Source organism: Actinomyces oricola (assembly GCF_004104015.1).
Classification (GTDB): Bacteria; Actinomycetota; Actinomycetes; order Actinomycetales; family Actinomycetaceae; genus Actinomyces; species Actinomyces oricola.
Window position 1 is genome coordinate 69140 of the sequence record NZ_RYFV01000007.1, and the last position, 15092, is coordinate 84231.

Annotated in this window: 12 protein-coding genes; 2 read left to right on the forward strand and 10 right to left on the reverse strand. The window is 70.6% G+C overall.

What is annotated here, in order from left to right; genetic code table 11:
• Positions 1–95 precede the first annotated feature (95 nt).
• The 5 genes from narI to EUC46_RS04535 all read right to left on the reverse strand — a co-directional run bounded on the left by narI (position 96) and on the right by EUC46_RS04535 (position 8472).
• Positions 96–890 (reverse strand): respiratory nitrate reductase subunit gamma, encoded by a 795-nt coding sequence (gene narI / locus EUC46_RS04515; RefSeq protein WP_128773029.1) that lies wholly within the window; start codon positions 888–890, stop codon positions 96–98.
• Positions 891–913: 23 nt separating this feature from the next.
• Entirely contained in the window at positions 914–1672 is a 759-nt protein-coding gene (narJ, locus tag EUC46_RS04520) for a nitrate reductase molybdenum cofactor assembly chaperone (RefSeq protein ID WP_128772997.1), read from the reverse strand.
• Positions 1672–3276, reverse strand: coding sequence for a nitrate reductase subunit beta (gene narH, locus EUC46_RS04525; protein ID WP_128772998.1), 1605 nt, complete (start codon positions 3274–3276; stop codon positions 1672–1674). The genes narJ and narH overlap by 1 nt, the downstream gene beginning before the upstream one ends.
• On the reverse strand, positions 3273–7055 hold the full coding sequence (locus EUC46_RS04530; RefSeq protein WP_128772999.1) for a nitrate reductase subunit alpha: 3783 nt from the start codon (positions 7053–7055) through the stop codon (positions 3273–3275). Before EUC46_RS04530 ends, narH begins: the two co-directional genes overlap by 4 nt.
• Positions 7056–7143: 88 nt before the next feature.
• On the reverse strand, positions 7144–8472 hold the full coding sequence (locus EUC46_RS04535; protein ID WP_128773000.1) for an MFS transporter: 1329 nt from the start codon (positions 8470–8472) through the stop codon (positions 7144–7146).
• Between the two features lie 333 nt (positions 8473–8805).
• Here EUC46_RS04535 and EUC46_RS04540 point away from each other — a divergent pair, with 333 nt between their 5' ends.
• Entirely contained in the window at positions 8806–9339 is a 534-nt protein-coding gene (locus EUC46_RS04540) for a MogA/MoaB family molybdenum cofactor biosynthesis protein (protein WP_128773001.1), read from the forward strand.
• 222 nt (positions 9340–9561) lie between these two features.
• On the opposite strand, the gene mobA is transcribed toward EUC46_RS04540, so the two are convergent.
• The 3 genes from mobA to EUC46_RS04555 all read right to left on the reverse strand — a co-directional run bounded on the left by mobA (position 9562) and on the right by EUC46_RS04555 (position 12497).
• Positions 9562–10257, reverse strand: a complete 696-nt coding sequence (gene mobA, locus EUC46_RS04545) for a molybdenum cofactor guanylyltransferase (RefSeq protein ID WP_241655392.1) — start codon at positions 10255–10257, stop codon at positions 9562–9564.
• A gap of 118 nt (positions 10258–10375) precedes the next feature.
• Positions 10376–10873, reverse strand: coding sequence for a cyclic pyranopterin monophosphate synthase MoaC (gene moaC / locus EUC46_RS04550; protein WP_128773003.1), 498 nt, complete (start codon positions 10871–10873; stop codon positions 10376–10378).
• A gap of 1 nt (position 10874) precedes the next feature.
• Positions 10875–12497: a molybdopterin molybdotransferase MoeA gene (locus EUC46_RS04555; protein WP_128773004.1), complete on the reverse strand. Its 1623-nt coding sequence runs from the start codon at positions 12495–12497 to the stop codon at positions 10875–10877.
• A gap of 224 nt (positions 12498–12721) precedes the next feature.
• Between EUC46_RS04555 and EUC46_RS04560 the strand changes: the two genes are divergently transcribed.
• Complete coding sequence (locus EUC46_RS04560; RefSeq protein WP_206645894.1) at positions 12722–13306, forward strand: molybdenum cofactor biosynthesis protein MoaE; 585 nt, start codon at positions 12722–12724, stop codon at positions 13304–13306.
• Between the two features lie 31 nt (positions 13307–13337).
• On the opposite strand, the gene EUC46_RS04565 is transcribed toward EUC46_RS04560, so the two are convergent.
• Complete coding sequence (locus tag EUC46_RS04565; RefSeq protein WP_128773005.1) at positions 13338–13628, reverse strand: MoaD/ThiS family protein; 291 nt, start codon at positions 13626–13628, stop codon at positions 13338–13340.
• Between the two features lie 64 nt (positions 13629–13692).
• Positions 13693–14769 (reverse strand): GTP 3',8-cyclase MoaA, encoded by a 1077-nt coding sequence (gene moaA, locus EUC46_RS04570; protein ID WP_128773006.1) that lies wholly within the window; start codon positions 14767–14769, stop codon positions 13693–13695.
• Between the last annotated feature and the right edge of the window lie 323 nt (positions 14770–15092).

Here is a 15092-nt window from a genome sequence, read left to right on the forward strand (position 1 = left end):
GCCGTCGGGCAACGGCTCCACCATTGACGATACCGAGCCCACGCGCCGCCTGTGCCCGTATCGCCCCAGTTCGCCGAGGAGAATGAGGAGTGCGCTTAGGCTCCTGCCGATGGCGACACGTCATCGATTCCCAGGTTCCCGGTGCCCTGGGTGCGCACTGGTTCCCAGCCGCGGCGCGGGCGCGCCGTTGCCGTGGCCGACGGCCGGGAGCGGTAGACGACGTAGGGCCGGGTCACGTAGCCCACGGGGGCCGAGACGGCGTGCACCAGGCGGGTGAAGGGCCAGATGGCCAACAGCAGCAGGCCGGCCACAATGTGCAGCTTGAAGGCCAGGGGCACCTGCGTCATGAGCGCGGGATCCGGTCGGAGGGTGAACAGTGAGCGGAACCAGGGGCTAATGGTCACGCGATAGTCGTAGCCGTGGCCCTCGGCGCCCAGGAGCTGGGTGCTCACAGTCGCCCAGGCGCCCAGGGCGATGGGTACCAGCAGTAGGGCGTACATGATCTTGTCGTTGCGCGTGGTGGCCAGGCGCACCGACTTGACCACGATGCGCCGATAGAGCAGGCCCGCCAGCCCCACAATGGTCATGGTCGCCGCCACCAGCCCCAGGGACACCGCCCCCAGGTGGTACATGTGCTCGGTGACCCCCACCGCCTCGGTCCAGGTATTGGGGATGAGCAGGCCGACGACGTGCCCGCCGGCCACCATGAGGATGCCCAGGTGGAACAGGGGCGAGGCCCAGCGCAGGATCCGAGACTCGTTCCACTGCGACGAGCGGCTCGTCCACCCGAACTGGTCGGTGCGCCAGCGCCACACCAGCCCCGCCACCAGCAGCAGGAAGCAGGCGTAGGGCAGGGCCACCCACACGAAGAGCTGTTCGAAGGTGCTCATAACGCTCATAGCGCTCATAACGCTCATAACAGGGCCTCCTGTGCGATTGGGGCGGCAATGGCGGCGGGCCGGCGCCCGGCCGGGGCCGGCGCGGTCTGACCATGAGCGGCGGGCACGGTGGGGAAGGGGAGGACGTCGGTGACGCCGACGAGCTCGGTGGGCGGCCCGGCCGCCACCAGGGCCCGGATGCGCTCGGCCATGGCCGCGTCAATGGCCGGCAGGGTCATGGAGACCACCTGGACCAGATGGGTGTAGGGGGAGGAGGCGTCCACCAGGGCGCTGCGCAGCACTTCAATGCCCTCCCGGTGGCTGGCCAGCAGGGCCTGGGCGACCTCCTCCCCGCTGCGGGCGGACAGCTCCAGGACCACCGGAAGGTAGTCGGGCAGCTCCTCAGCGGCCAACTCCCAGCCCGCGGCCGCCAGGGTCTGCTTGAAAGCCAGCAGGGCGGCACCCCGCTGCCTGGTGTCCCCCACCGCGTAGTAGCTCAGGTACAGGCAGCAGCGCCGCTGCCTGTCGAAGACATCGACGTAGTGCTCGGCCATGGCCCGGGCCCCCCGCCGGCGGGCGACCGAAATGAACTCCTCCAGGGGCCCGGCCACCGGGGCGGGCAGGCCCTCCAGTACCGCGGCGACGGCCCCCAGGCGCTGGTCGAAGCCCCCGTCCTCATCGGGATAGTCCAGGAGCAGGGAGGCGCACATGTGCACCACCGCCCGCTGCTCGGTGCTGAGTTCAACCGGTTGGGGCGGGTCCAGAGGGCGCGGGGTGCGCACGAAGGAGACCATTAGCGCCCTCCGCTTACGCGGCCCGCACCGACCAGGTCGGGGCCCGGGGCCGGCACGGGCTCGCGGCGCACGCTCGGTAGCGGCAGCGCCACCGGGGCGCCCGGCGTGGGCGGGCCGGAGGCCTCGCGGTGGCAGGCGGAGGGCGCTCCCTCGCCCAGGAGAGTGCGCACGTCCTCGCCCATAGCGGCCATCCCGCGGGGGATCTCCGGTTTCGCGGTGGGGATGACGTAGCGGTCGTCGAACTTGGCGATGGCCAGAAGGCGGTACATGCTCTCCACCTGCTCCCCGCTCATGCCCACGGCGCCGGCGATCTCAGGGGAGGGCGGGCGCCCCAGGCGCACCTCGCGCATGTGGCAGCGCATGGCGGCCAGGCGCCGCAGCACCAGCTCGACGGTGTCGGTGTCCCCGGCGGTGAACAGTCCGGCCAGATACTCCAGGGGGATGCGCATCTCTGAGACGGCGGTCAGCAGCACCTTGTGGTCCTCGCCGTCGAGCCCCGCGGCCACGGCCTCATCCACAATGGGGGACAGCGGCGGGATGTACCAGACCATGGGCATGGTGCGGTACTCCGGGTGCAGCGGAAGAGCCACCTCATAGGTGGAGATGAGGTCCCACACCGGGGAGGCCTGGGCGGCCTCGACCCAGGTGGCCGGCACGCCCTCGGCCCGGGCGGCGGAGACGACCCGCGGGTCGTAGGGATCCAGAAGGATCTCGCGTTGGGCCCGGTAGAGGTCTTGGGGGTCCTCAATGGCGGCCGCCTGGGAGACGCGGTCGGCGTCGTAGAGCAGGACCCCCAGGTAGCGCAGTCGCCCCACGCAGGTCTCGGAGCACACCGTGGGCTCGCCCACCTCCAGACGCGGGTAGCACAGGGTGCACTTCTCAGCCTTACCCGTGTGGTGGTTGAAGTAGACCTTCTTGTAGGGGCAGGCCGACACGCACATGCGCCAACCGCGGCAGGCATCCTGGTCCACCAGGACAATGCCGTCCTCAGTGCGCTTATACATGGCACCGCTGGGGCAGGCCGATACGCAGGTGGGGTTGAGGCAGTGCTCGCATATGCGCGGCAGGTAGAACATGAAGGCCTGGTCGATCTCAGTGGTGACCTTGCGGCTCATGGCGGTTAGGACGGGATCGTCCTGCAGGGTCCGCGTGGAGCCGCCCAGGTCGTCATCCCAGTTGGGCCCCCACTCAATGGTGGGCATGTACTCGCCGGTGAGTTGGCTCTTGGCGCGCGCCACCGGCAGGGCGGGGGAGTCCTTGGGGGCGGAGAGAAGACGGTCATACTCGTAGGTCCACGGCTCGTAATAATCCTGGACACCGGGCATATCCGGGTTGGCGAAGATCTGGGCCAGGCGCCGCAGGCGCCCTCCCGAACGAGGGCGCAGCCGCCCGCCGGGGGTGCGCTCCCAGCCGCCCCTCCAACGGTTCTGATCCTCCCAGGTGCGCGGGTAGCCCACGCCGGGTCGGGTCTCGACATTGTTGAACCACATGTACTCGGTGCCCTCGCGGTTCGTCCACGCCTGCTTGCACGTCACCGAGCAGGTGTGGCAGCCAATGCACTTGTCGAGGTTCATTACCATGGCGATTTGGGCCATGACCTTCATGAGAACGTCACCTCCTGGTTGCTGCGGCGGCGAATGAGAGTGACCTCGTCGCGGTTATTGCCGGTGGGCCCCACATAGTTGAAGGCGTAGGACAGCTGCGCGTATCCGCCGGCGAAGTGGGTGGGTTTCAGGACAATGCGGGTCAGGGAGTTATGGGTGCCGCCGCGCCGCCCGCTGCGCTCCGTCAGCGGGGTGTTCATGGTGCGCTCCTGGGCGTGGTGCATGAAGACCATGCCCTCGGGGATGCGGTGGGAGACCACGGCCCTGGCCGCCACAATGCCATTGCGGTTGTAGGCCTCGACCCACTCGTTGTCCTTGACCCCGATCTTGTCGGCGTCGGCGGGGCTCATCCAGATGGTTTGGCCGCCCCGCCCCAGGGTGAGCATGTGCAGATTGTCGTAGTACTGGGAGTGGATGGCCCACTTGTTGTGCGCCGTAATGTAGCGGACCGCCACCTCGGCGGTGCCCTCCTGGGAGGTGCCCACCATCCCGGGGGGAGCCTCCCCGTACAGGGCGTGCAGGTCCAGCGGGGGCCGGTACAGGGGCAGGGCCTCACCCAGGTCCCGCATCCAGTCGTGGTCCAGGTAGTAGTGCATGCGCCCGGTCAGCGTGTGCCACGGCTTGGCGTGCTCCACATTGACCACGAAGGCCGAATAGCGCCTGCCGCCGTGCTCCGACCCCGACCACTCCGGGGTGGTGATGACCGGCTGCGGCTTGACCTGGGTGTCGGCGAAGGTGACCTGCTTACCGGCCTCCTCCTCACTGAGCTCGACCAAGGGGGTGCCGGTGCGCGCCGACAGGGTCGCCCAGCCGGTGGTGGCCAGGCGCCCGTTGGTGGCGCCCGACAGGTGCATGACGGTGTCACCGGCCCTAATGGGAGTGTTGCACAGGGGCCGCCCCCGGGCCGCCCCGGCGCCGGTGCCGTGGGCGCGGGCCAGCCTCTCAATCTCCTTGTCGGGTTTCAGCATGATCCCCTTAGCGGGGATGCCCGCCTTGTCGACCAGCGGGCCGACGGCGTCGAACTTATTGCGGATCTGGGTGTAGTCCCGCTCCACGGGCACCAGTTTGGGCATTGTCACCCCCGGGATCCACCCCTGGGGCAGCCCGGAGACGTCCCCATGGGCCATGGTCATGGCGTCGGGGGTGTCATGGGTCAGCGGGGCGGCCACAATGTCGGTCTGGGTGCCCAGGTACTTCGGCGCCCATTGGGAGACCATGGCCGCGAGCTGCTGGTAGATCTCGAAGTCGCTGCGGGCCTCCCACGGCGGATCAATGGCCGCGTTGAAGGAATGGATGAAGGGGTGCATGTCCGTGGTGGACAGGTCGTACTTCTCGTACCAGGTGGCGGCGGGCAGCACAATGTCGGAGTGCAGCGTGGTGGAGGTGTTGCGGAAGTCCGCGGTCCACATGAGGTCGAGCTTGCCCTTGGGCGCCTCCCGCCGCCAGGTCATGGACGCCGGACGCGCCTCGGGGGGAGCCTCGGCGGCATTGACGTCGTTGTCCGCGCCCACCATGTGGCGCAGGAAGAACTCCGTGCCCTTCGCCGAGCTGCCCAACAGATTAGTGCGCCAGGAGGCCAGGATCCGCGGGAAGTTCTCGGGGGCGTCAGGGTCCTCGCAGGCGAAACGCAGGGTGCCCGCCTCCAGTTCGCGCACCACGTAGTCCGCGGGGTCCGCCCCCGCCTCCTTGGCCTGCTGGCCCAGCAGCAGCGGATTGCGGTTGAAGGTCGGGTAGGACGGCGTCCATCCCCGCTTCATCGCCTCCACCATGGTGTCGGTGGTCGTCTTGCCGGCCATGGTGCCCGGGCCCAGGGGGGAGGCCAGGCGCTCGGCCCTGGTGGTGTCGTAGCGCCACTGGTCGGTGGTGATGTACCAAAAGCCGGTGGAAATCATCTGGCGGGCGGGGCGGTGCCAATCCAGGGCGAAGGCGAACTGGGCCCAGCCGGCAATGGGGCGGACCTTCTCCTGACCCACGTAGTGCGCCCAGCCGCCGCCGTTAATGCCCTGAGTGCCGCACATGGAGGTCAGCGCCAGGATTGTCCGGTAGAGCTGGTCGGCGTGGTAGTAGTGGTTAATGCCCGCCCCCATAATGATCTGGGAGCGCCCCTGGGACTCCAAGGCATTGGTGGCGAAATCGCGGGCCACCCGGATCATGGCCGGGCCGCTCACCCCGGTAATCTCACTGGCCCACCCCGGCGTGCCGGGCACCGTGGCGTCCTGATAGTTCTCCGGCCACTGGCCGGGCAGGCCGGGTCGCGCCACCGCGTACTGGGCCAGGAGCAGGTCGTAGACGGTGGTGACCAGGCGGCCGTCGGCCAGGCGCACGGCGGGGACACCGCGGAGCACCACCCCGGCGCCCACCGAGCCCCCCGCAGGAGTGCTGGAGGCGGGAAGGTCGAATCGCGGCAGGAGGACCTCGGCGGCTTCAACGGCGCCACCGCCCTGCCCCACCTCCTCCATGCTCATGACCGGGTCCACGCCCTCCATGAGCAGATTCCACCGGCCCTCGCCCTCCGGGGTGAAACGATCCGCCAGCGTGCCGCCCGGGTCGACCGGGCCGCGCTCGCGGTCCCACACCAGGGGGCGGAAGTCGTTCCTGGGCAGGCCCTCGGCCACGCCGTCGACCTGTGAGGCGGTCAGGAAGCGGCCCGGCACCAGGCCGTCCCCGGTGGGTGAGGGCTCCAAAGCGATGAGGAAGGGGGAGTCGGTGTGGCGGCGCATGTAGTCCAGGAAGTAGGGCTCGCCTCTAGCCACATGGAACTCGGTGAGGATGACGTGGCCCATGGCCTGGGCCAGGGCCCCGTCGGTGCCGGGGGCGACGCGCAGCCACTGGTCGGCGAACTTGGTGTTGTCGGCGAAGTCGGGGGATACCGCCACCACCTTCTGCCCGTGGTAGCGGGCCTCGGTCATGAAGTGGGCGTCCGGGGTGCGGGTCAGGGGCAGGTTCGAGCCCCACATAATGAGGTATTGGGCGTTGTACCAGTCGCCGGCCTCGGGCACGTCGGTCTGGTCGCCGAAGACCTGCGGGGAGGCCGGGGGCAGATCGGCGTACCAGTCGTAGAAGGAGAGCATGGTGCCGCCAATGAGCTCGTGGAAGCGGGCCCCGGCGCCATAGGAGATCATGGACATGGCCGGGATGACGGAGAATCCGGCGCAGCGGTCCGGGCCCCAGGTGCGAATAGTGTGCACGTAGGCGGCGGCAATGATCTCCATGGCCTCGTCCCAGCCCACGCGCACCATGCCGCCCTTGCCGCGGGCTGACTTATAGGCGCGGCTTGTGGCTTCGTCCCCGGTGACCTGCGCCCAGGCGGCTACGGCGTCGCCGTCGGCGCGCTTCTTGGCGGCGCGGAACGCGTCCAGGAGAACCGAGCGCACATAGGGGTAGCGGATGCGCGTGGGGGAGTAGGTGTACCAGGAGAAGGCGGCGCCGCGCGGGCAGCCGCGGGGCTCGTACTCGGGCATATCCGGCCCCGTGGTGGGGTAATCGGTGATCTGCTTCTCCCAGGTGATAATGCCGTCGGTGACATACACCTCCCAGGCGCACGAGCCGGTGCAGTTCACCCCGTGGGTGGAGTGGACCATTCTGTCGTGGCTCCAGCGGTGCCGGTAGAAGGTGTCGGCCTCGCGCCCGCCGGACAGGAACAGACGACGGGCATCCTGGCTGGGGGTGCCCCGGCGCAGGTAGGAGCCCAGGGCGAACAGTCCCGGCACGTTCTCCACCGGGCCCGCGGAGGCCGGGATGATCGGGCGGTCGGCGGGCTGGGGGCCTGAAGCGGTCATCGATGGTCCTTAGTGGTCCTTCTGGGGTCGGGTGGGTTGTGGGGTATAGGGCTTCTGGGGTCCGCCATAGGGGGCGTTGGCGCGCTCGTCACCCGGGGCGGGCGGCGCCGGGCCGGGCGTAGCGCAGCCAGCAGATAACGGCGCACAGCAGGCAGAAGAGTGCCGAGGCGTAGAAGAAAAGTGAGGCGGGTATGGCTGAGAGGGCCACGCCAACTAGGAATGGTCCTAGGGATGCCACCGCGGCGGTGAAGCCGATGGCTCCGCCGGCCTGGCGCTTGGGCATAATCATGGGCATTTGTTTGAAGGTGGCGGCGTTGCCGACTCCCGCGAAGAAGAACATGGCCAGCAGACCGGCCAGGAAGATCTTGAAGTCGCCCGGTTCATTGGCGGTGGCCAGGCTCCACCCGCAAAAACCCAGGGTTGTAGCCATGCCCAGGGCCGAGACGAAGGTCCAAATGGCGCCACCGAAGCGGTCGCACAACGGGCCCCAGGCGAAGCGCAGTACCGATCCGATCAAGGCCCCCAGGAACGCGTAACTGGCGCCCTTGGGCAGATCCGCTTCGGCGAAGGAGGAGGCCAGGGGGGAGGAGGCCCCGAAATTGTTGTTAATGATCAGGGCGGTCTGAGCGGCGAAGCCCGAGAAAATACCGAAGGTCATAATGTAGAGCACCGTCATCAGCCAGGTATCGGGGTTGGAGAAGATGTCCAACTGCTGACGGACATTGGCCTTGAGCGGCACGTCCTTGAGGTATCGGAAGGACAGGGCGGCGGCGATGAGGCTCCACGGCAGGAAGAAGACCGTGGCGTTGACCACCATGGGCGCGTCCGGGGCGTGGGGCTCGATCCAGGTCAGGCCGAACAGGCTGGTGGACATGAGGAAGGGTGCGGCCAACTGGATAATGCTCATGCCCATGTTGCCGAGCCCGCCTTGAAGCCCCAGGGCGGTGCCGGTCAGGCGCTTGGGGAAGAAGAAGCCCGTGGAGGGCATGTACCCCGAGAAGGTGGCGGCCCCGATCCCGCAGGTGAAGGCCAGGGCCAACAGCACCCCGAAGGAGGTTTCGTGGTTCTGCACCGCGAAGAACCATCCCAGCATTGGCAGGACGAACAGCAGTGAGGACCAGCCGATCATGCGCCTGGTGCCAATGGTGGCGGGCAGGAACATGTAGACCAGGCGCAGCAGCCCGCAGGACAGGCCCGGCATGGAGGTGAGCCAGTACAACTGGCCCTTGGACAGGTCGAATCCGATCTCATTGAGCCTGGGCGCAATGGCGCTGGGCAGGAACCACACGGTGAAGCCGAGCATGAGGGAGTAGGTGGTGATGGCCAGGGTGCGCCAGGCGATCGAGGCCGACCAGGTTTCAGGCTTCTCAGGGTTCCATCCGACCAGGATCCGGCCGGAGGTGTCGAGCGTGGTCATGGTCCTCCTGAGTGTGGTGCTGTGAGGATTTGGCCGATGCCTGTGCGCGGGCGAACGGCTCCTTTGCGCGCCCTCCCGCTGCCCCCATGATGGGGCACGCGCCGCGCCTCTCCTACCGGGCCCTAGATTCCCTTGGTATGGCGGGGATTCCCGACCCTGGTTTGTTACGGGTCGAGACGTATTATGCAAGTGTGGTGTGACATTAACAACACGTTGGCCTGTGCTCGGGTGGAAGCGCCCCCGGTGGGGCGGCTGCCGGGCCCTGTCCTCAGGGTTCTCAGGGTTCTCAGGGTTCTTCGCCGGGAGCGCGCCGTCCGCCGGTACTGTGAGGCCATGAGTGAGCCGCCAATCGTCCAAAAGGGGCTCCAGCCCCTGGCCGAGCCCGTCAAGGGCGCTGTTATTACCGTCTCGGACCGCTGCGCAAGTGGTGAGCGCGAGGATCTTTCCGGGCCGCTGGCCCAGCGCCTGCTGGGCCAGCACGACGTCGTTGTGGCCGGCGTGCAACTGGTGCCCGACGGCGTCGAGTCGGTGCGCGCAGCCATTGAGCAGGCCCTGGTCGAGGGCGCCCGCGTCATTGTGACCACCGGGGGCACTGGCGTGACCCCGCACGACCTCACCCCGGAGGGCACCGCCCCTCTGCTGGAGAGCCGGCTAGAGGGTATAGAGGCGCAGATCCGCGCTCATGGCCTGACCAAGACCCCACTGGCCGGCCTGTCCCGGGGACTGGTGGGCGTGACCGGCCGCGGGGCTCATGACGCCCTGGTCGTCAACGCTCCCGGCTCACGCGGCGGCGTCAAGGACACTGTGGCCGTCATTGGCCCATTGGTGCCCCACGTCCTGGAACAACTCGGCGGCGGCGACCACTGACCCGGCTGACTCGGCGCCCCCACCACGGGCCGACGCCGAGGTCACCGCCCGCCGCCGCGCCCCGGCTGCGGGTCCGCCGCAGGCGGTGCGGCTGGGCGGGGTGATAACGCCACCCCGATCCGCCCCGGCCGCGAGTCCGCGAATCGCTCCCGGTCGGCGCCGCTTAAGGGCGCCAGGCGCAGCGGGCCGCCCCCGCCATCGACCCGGACCGGGCCCCTGCCCTCAGGGGCGCCAGGCGCGTATGGACTCCCAGGTGTCCAGATCCTGCACCGCCGCGGCCCGTGAGCCGAGGTCTACCGCCTGCACCTCCAGCCCCGCCAGCGCCCGGCGCACCGCCACGTCCCGCAGCACCCGGCCACCAGGGGCGACGGCGCGATTCAGCGCCCCGGTCCGGTAGATCCCCAGCAGGTACTGGCGGTGAGATTCGTCCTGCGCGCAGGCGCCTTCCAGCTCCGAAACGGACAATATGCGGGCCAGCAGGCTGGGCAGGGCCTGCCAGCACTGCGGGGCGTCGCAGGTCAGCACCGCCGTCAGGGCGGCCGGCCGGCCGCCGGCGGCCGCAGCCAGGCGTGCCAACTCGACCAGCCCGGCCCCAATTCCGGCCACCGGTCCGCCCAGAGGAGGGTCCTCCAAGGCCCGCCCCGCCCACGCGGGCAGGCGGACCTGGGCAGGAGCCACCACCACGGTGCGCCCCGGGCCTATCCTGCTGCCGCGCAGGCTGCGCACCCCGGCCAGCACATGGTCGATCATCCGGGCCCCGGCCACGACCACATCCGGCTTGGAGACTCCACCGAGGCGCCGCCCCGTGCCCCCGGCCAGCACAAGAACATCCAGCGGCTCCTGGCCGGGGCGCCCGAACTGCGGGCCGTCGGCCGACTCCGCGTTAGCGGGGGCCCGCCGGGCCCCGACCGGCCCCACCGCCCGACAGTGCCTCCCCTCCTCCGCCGGCTCCGGCGGGTTCTCCGCGGGCGATGGGCCCTCCGGCGGGTCCCCGGCGGGTTGCGGGGCCCCGGCCGGCCCGGCCCCTCCTGGCGGCTCAGTGGTCATGGCCGCCGCGCACCCAATCGCCCGAACGCCCCCCGGACTTGGCGGTGACCTGGGCGTGGGCCAGCGCCACGTCGCGGTCCACGCCCTTCACCATGTCCACGACGGCCAGGCCCGCCACAGTCGCGGCCGTCAACGCCTCCATCTCCACACCGGTGCGGTCGACGGTGCGCACCGTGGCCTCAATGCGCACACCGCCCTCAACGACCTCCAGGTCCACGCGGCAACCGTGCACCCCAATGACATGGGCCAAGGGCAGCAGTTCAGGAACCCTCTTGGCGGCGGCTATCCCGGCGATTCGGGCCACGGCCAGCACATCGCCCTTGGGGATGGTGCCCTCGCGCAGGGCGGTCACCACCTGCGGGGAGCAGGTCACCAGCGCCTGGGCGCCCGCGGTGCGCACAGTTGGGGTCTTGGCGCTCACGTCCACCATGCGGGCGGCGCCGGCGTCGTCGAGGTGCGTCAGGCGAACCGGGACGGGGGCAGCCATGTCAGGACTCCTTGCGGGCCGGCGGAACGGAGTCCCCCGCGGCGCCGGGGCCCGGCGGTGCCGGGGCGCCCCCTGCACCAGGGCGGAGACTGGGCCGACGGCCCGCGGCGGCCCGCGGCGCTGGGGGCGACGGTTGTGAGACGGGCTCCTCAAGAGGGAGGGCGGCGCCCGGGGCGGCGGGATGCGACAGGGCGACGAGGGCGACCTCGTCGCCGACCTCCACGCGCTCAATGCGGGCGTCGACCACTGCCAGCGCCTGGGCTCCCGGCAGGGAGGCCACCAGGTGGGAGCCCGAGCCCAGGCGGTGGGAAGGAGCGACCCACAACTCCCCGGAGGCATCCTGCGCGCCCGCACCCGGGCCAGGATCCTGCGGGGCGGGGACCAGGCGCACCGGAATGTGCTGGCGGCGACCCGGTGAGGTCCGCCAGGGCACGGCGGCCCGGGCCCGTACTGGCAGCGCCGTGCCCACGCGCCCGGGCCGGGTGCGGCCGACGGCGGTGCCGTCGTGGCCGGACAGGCGGGCCAGCGCGGGGGCGACAATAGTGGTGAAGGAAACCAGGACACTGACCGGGTTACCGGGAAGGGCGATGAGTGGGACCCGCCGCCCCGCCCGGTCGCGGACCCAGCCGTGCCCCTGGGGCTTACCCGGCTGCATGGCGACCTTGGCGAAGTCCAGTCGGAGGTCCGCCCCGGCCTCCTCTTCTTCCGATTCTTCCGGCCCGCCGGCGTGGGGCGCCTCCCGGCCGCCCCCACCGCCGGGGGCGGCCGGGCCCGTGGGGGCGGCCGGGCCATCCTGCCTCCGCGGGGCGGCGCCCAGCATTTTGAGCGGATCGAAGGCCCCGGCCGAGACTCCGCCACTGGTCACCACCAGGTCCGCGTGGCACGCCGCGGCAGTGAGAACCCGGGTGAGCTCGGCGGTGGTGTCGCCGCTGCGGGTCACGCTCACGGGCTCAGCGCCGTGCTCACGGGACAGGCCCGCCAGGAGCAGCCCATTGGAGTCCGGGATGGTGCCTGCTGCCGGCTCGGAGCCGGCATCAATCAGCTCGGCCCCGGTGGACACCACGGCCACCCTCACCCGGGGGATGGCCCGCACCGTGCCTCGACCCACCGAGGCCAGGGCCGAGACGGCGGCCGCGCCGAGCACGGTGCCGGCCCCCAGCACCGGGTCGCCGATGGCCACGTCCTCCGCCCGGCGCCTTACGTTGAGGCCCACGGTCGGAGCCGCCAAGATGCGGATCCGGGCGGGCAGGGGGCGGGGGCCGGGGGCCTGGTCGGTGTCCTCGACCTTGACCACCGCATCGGCGCCCGGGGGCAGCATGGCGCCGGTCATAATCCGTTGGGCGGTTCCGGGGGCCAACGGTGCGGGCTCGGCCCCCGCTGGGACGTCGCCGGCCACGGGCAGAGCCACCGGCGCCTGCGGGCAGGCGGAGGCGGCGTCCTGGGCGCGCAGGGCGTAGCCGTCCATGGCCGAGTTCGTCCACGGGGGCACCGGCACCGCGGCGGTCACGTCCTCGGCCAGAACCAGGCCGTGGGCGCGGGCCAGGGGCACCTCGACCGGTTTCAGGGGCGTGAGCGCGGCCAAGACCTGGGCGACGTAGTCCTCCAACGGAAGCATGAGGGGCATAAGGCGTTCTCCTGGGCCGGCGGCGGGCGAGGGGCGCACAGCGGCCGGGGCTGTGCATGGATCCCATCATGCCTCCACTCGGGTAGCCAGTCTCACAGTTCGGGCGGCGCCGCGGCGGTGTAGCGTCATTGGCCCGGCACCCGGCGGCTGTCCCGGCGCTCTCCGGCGCCCGGCCACGGGCCGACGACGCCCAGTCACCAATCCGCCTGATAGGAGACGCGCCCATGAGCAGCCGCCCCGCCGAGCAGGCCAGCGCCCGGGCAGGCGTGCAGGCCGGTGCCCTACGGGCCGAGCGGCGGGCGCCCGGGTGGGGTAGCACGTCCGCGCAGGGCACCCCGGTTAGCGCCCCGACCCGGATTGTGCGCGCCGGGATCTGCCAGGACCCCGTGAGTGTTCATGAGCTGGCCGCCCTGGTTCGGGACCGGGCCGCGGGCGCCGTCGTCACCTTCGAGGGCGCGGTACGCGACCACGACGGCGGGCGGGGCGTGACCGGGATCGGCTACACCGCCCACCCCAGTGCCAGTGAGGTCCTTTCACAAATCGCCACCGAGGTGGCTGCCCGCCGCGGGCTGCGGGCCCTGGGGGTTGTCCACCGGGTCGGGGACCTTCAGGTGGGGGATACGGCGCTGGCGGTGGCGGTCAGCGCCGACCACCGGGCTGAGGCGTTTGCGGCCGCCGGCGACCTGGTCGAGGAGGTTAAGAAGCGCCTGCCGGTGTGGAAGCGCCAGTTCTTCGCCGACGGCTCCGCCCAGTGGACCCACGCCCGCACCGGGGCCGACACCCCCGCCCGCACTGACGCGGCGGAATAAGAACCGGGACAGGAATGGCGGCTGCGGTCGCTCACCCGCCGGCGAAGGGCGGCAGGATGTCGACGGCGTCGCCGTCCTTGAGGGGCGTCAACGAGTCCGCCGGTGTGGACAGGGCATTGACCAGGAAACTGGAGATGCCGACTATGCGGGCCATCTCCAGGCTTCGTCCGGCCAGTTGCTCGCGCAGGGCCGCCAGGGTAGTACCCGCCGGCAGCTCAAGGCGCTCACCGGCGGTATCGGCGGCCTCCGCCGCTGCCGCGAAGTAGCGCACCTCGACGGCGATGGGCGACTCAATGGACTCACTAGTGGTTGAGGGGCTCATGGGGCTCCTGTTCTAATGTTCTGAGAGGCGGGCGGTGGGCGGGGGTGGCGCGGACCGGGCCCGCTCAGCCGCCAATAGCGGACATGGTGCGGCCGGGCCTGGCGAAGCCCGTGTCCCGGGCAGTCGGGTTGTCGGTGCCGTGGGCCCGGGGCTTGTTCCAGGTGGCGCGCGCCCAGATGGCGGCAATCTCCTCATCGGTGGCGCCCGCGCGCAGGGGTGTGCGCAGGTCGGTCTCGGTGGAGGAGAACAGGCAGGTCATGAGGCGGCCATCGGCGGTAATGCGGCTGCGGTCGCAGTCGGCGCAGAAGGGGGCGCTCACTGAGGCAATGATCCCCACGCTCCCACCGGGGTGCTTCTGCCCGGCAGCCACCCGCCACAGGGTCGCCGGCCGGCGGTCCGGGCGCCCCACGGCTGAGAGCGCAAAACCGGCGCCCCGCAGGATGCGGAGAATCTCTGCGGCGCTGACGACGTCGTCAGCCCGCCAGGCCCGGTCCGGCCCCAGCGGCATGTGTTCAATGAAACGCAGCTGCCAGCCGCGGCGCAGGCACTCGGTCAAAAGTGCCGGCGCCTGCTCGCCCAGGTTCTCGGGAAGGGCCACGGCATTGACCTTAATGGGGGACAGGCCCGCCTCCTGGGCCGCCCGGGCACCGGCCAGGACGTCATGGAGACGGTCGCGGCGGGTAATGCGCGCATAAGTGGCGCGATCCAGGGAGTCCACGGAGACATTGACTCGATCCAGGCCCGCCCCCCGCAGGGCGGCGGCCCGCTTGTCCAGGCCCAGGCCGTTGGTGGTGACGCCAATATCCGGCTTGGCCCCGGTGGCGCGGGTGCGCAGGGCCGCAATGCCGGTAATGATGTCCTCTAAGTCGCGGCGCAGCAGCGGCTCACCACCGGTGAGGCGGATTCTCTCAATGCCCAGCTGCTCGACGCCAATGCGCGCCAGACGCACGATCTCCTCGACGCTCAACAGCTTGGGGGAGGCCAGCCAGTCCAGGCCCTGGGCCGGCATGCAGTAGGTGCAGCGCAGGTTGCAGCGGTCGGTCACCGACAGGCGCAGGTCCTTGGCGGTGCGGCCATGGCGGTCAATGAGGGCGGTGGGCGGCAGGACGCCGGCCGGCGCGGTGCGGTGCACGGGTTCCATCAGATGTCTTGCCGGCCCGGGAAGGGCCGGCTGTGCGCCGCCGATGCGCTCGCCCGGCGCTTGTGGCGGGCGGCAGTGCCGGCCGGCCGTGTCCTTGGGCTCCTCGATCCGCGCCAAGGTGCGTGTGGGGACATCGTCGCGCAATCTGGGCCCTCATTCGTGGAGGCGGGTGTTGGCCGGGTGCAATGGCTGCGAAGGACCATGGCGTCCGCCGGGTCGCGGGCCGGCCCATGGCCACACTATGACAATTATGACGATTATGACGGTACGTTCTGTATGAAAGGAATGCGGACGAGGACCGCGGACGCTGCATGACGTCCCTC

Excerpts from the sequence above, each read along its gene's own strand:
- narI (WP_128773029.1), bottom strand. The coding sequence starts at position 890 with ATGAGCACCTTCGAACAGCTCTTCGTGTGGGTGGCCCTGCCCTACGCC.
- narJ (WP_128772997.1), bottom strand. The coding sequence starts at position 1,672 with ATGGTCTCCTTCGTGCGCACCCCGCGCCCTCTGGACCCGCCCCAACCG.
- narH (WP_128772998.1), bottom strand. The coding sequence starts at position 3,276 with ATGAAGGTCATGGCCCAAATCGCCATGGTAATGAACCTCGACAAGTGC.
- EUC46_RS04530 (WP_128772999.1), bottom strand. The coding sequence starts at position 7,055 with ATGACCGCTTCAGGCCCCCAGCCCGCCGACCGCCCGATCATCCCGGCC.
- EUC46_RS04535 (WP_128773000.1), bottom strand. The coding sequence starts at position 8,472 with ATGACCACGCTCGACACCTCCGGCCGGATCCTGGTCGGATGGAACCCT.
- EUC46_RS04540 (WP_128773001.1), top strand. The coding sequence starts at position 8,806 with ATGAGTGAGCCGCCAATCGTCCAAAAGGGGCTCCAGCCCCTGGCCGAG.
- moaC (WP_128773003.1), bottom strand. The coding sequence starts at position 10,873 with ATGGCTGCCCCCGTCCCGGTTCGCCTGACGCACCTCGACGACGCCGGC.
- EUC46_RS04555 (WP_128773004.1), bottom strand. The coding sequence starts at position 12,497 with ATGCCCCTCATGCTTCCGTTGGAGGACTACGTCGCCCAGGTCTTGGCC.
- EUC46_RS04560 (WP_206645894.1), top strand. The coding sequence starts at position 12,722 with ATGAGCAGCCGCCCCGCCGAGCAGGCCAGCGCCCGGGCAGGCGTGCAG.
- EUC46_RS04565 (WP_128773005.1), bottom strand. The coding sequence starts at position 13,628 with ATGAGCCCCTCAACCACTAGTGAGTCCATTGAGTCGCCCATCGCCGTC.
- moaA (WP_128773006.1), bottom strand. The coding sequence starts at position 14,769 with ATGGAACCCGTGCACCGCACCGCGCCGGCCGGCGTCCTGCCGCCCACC.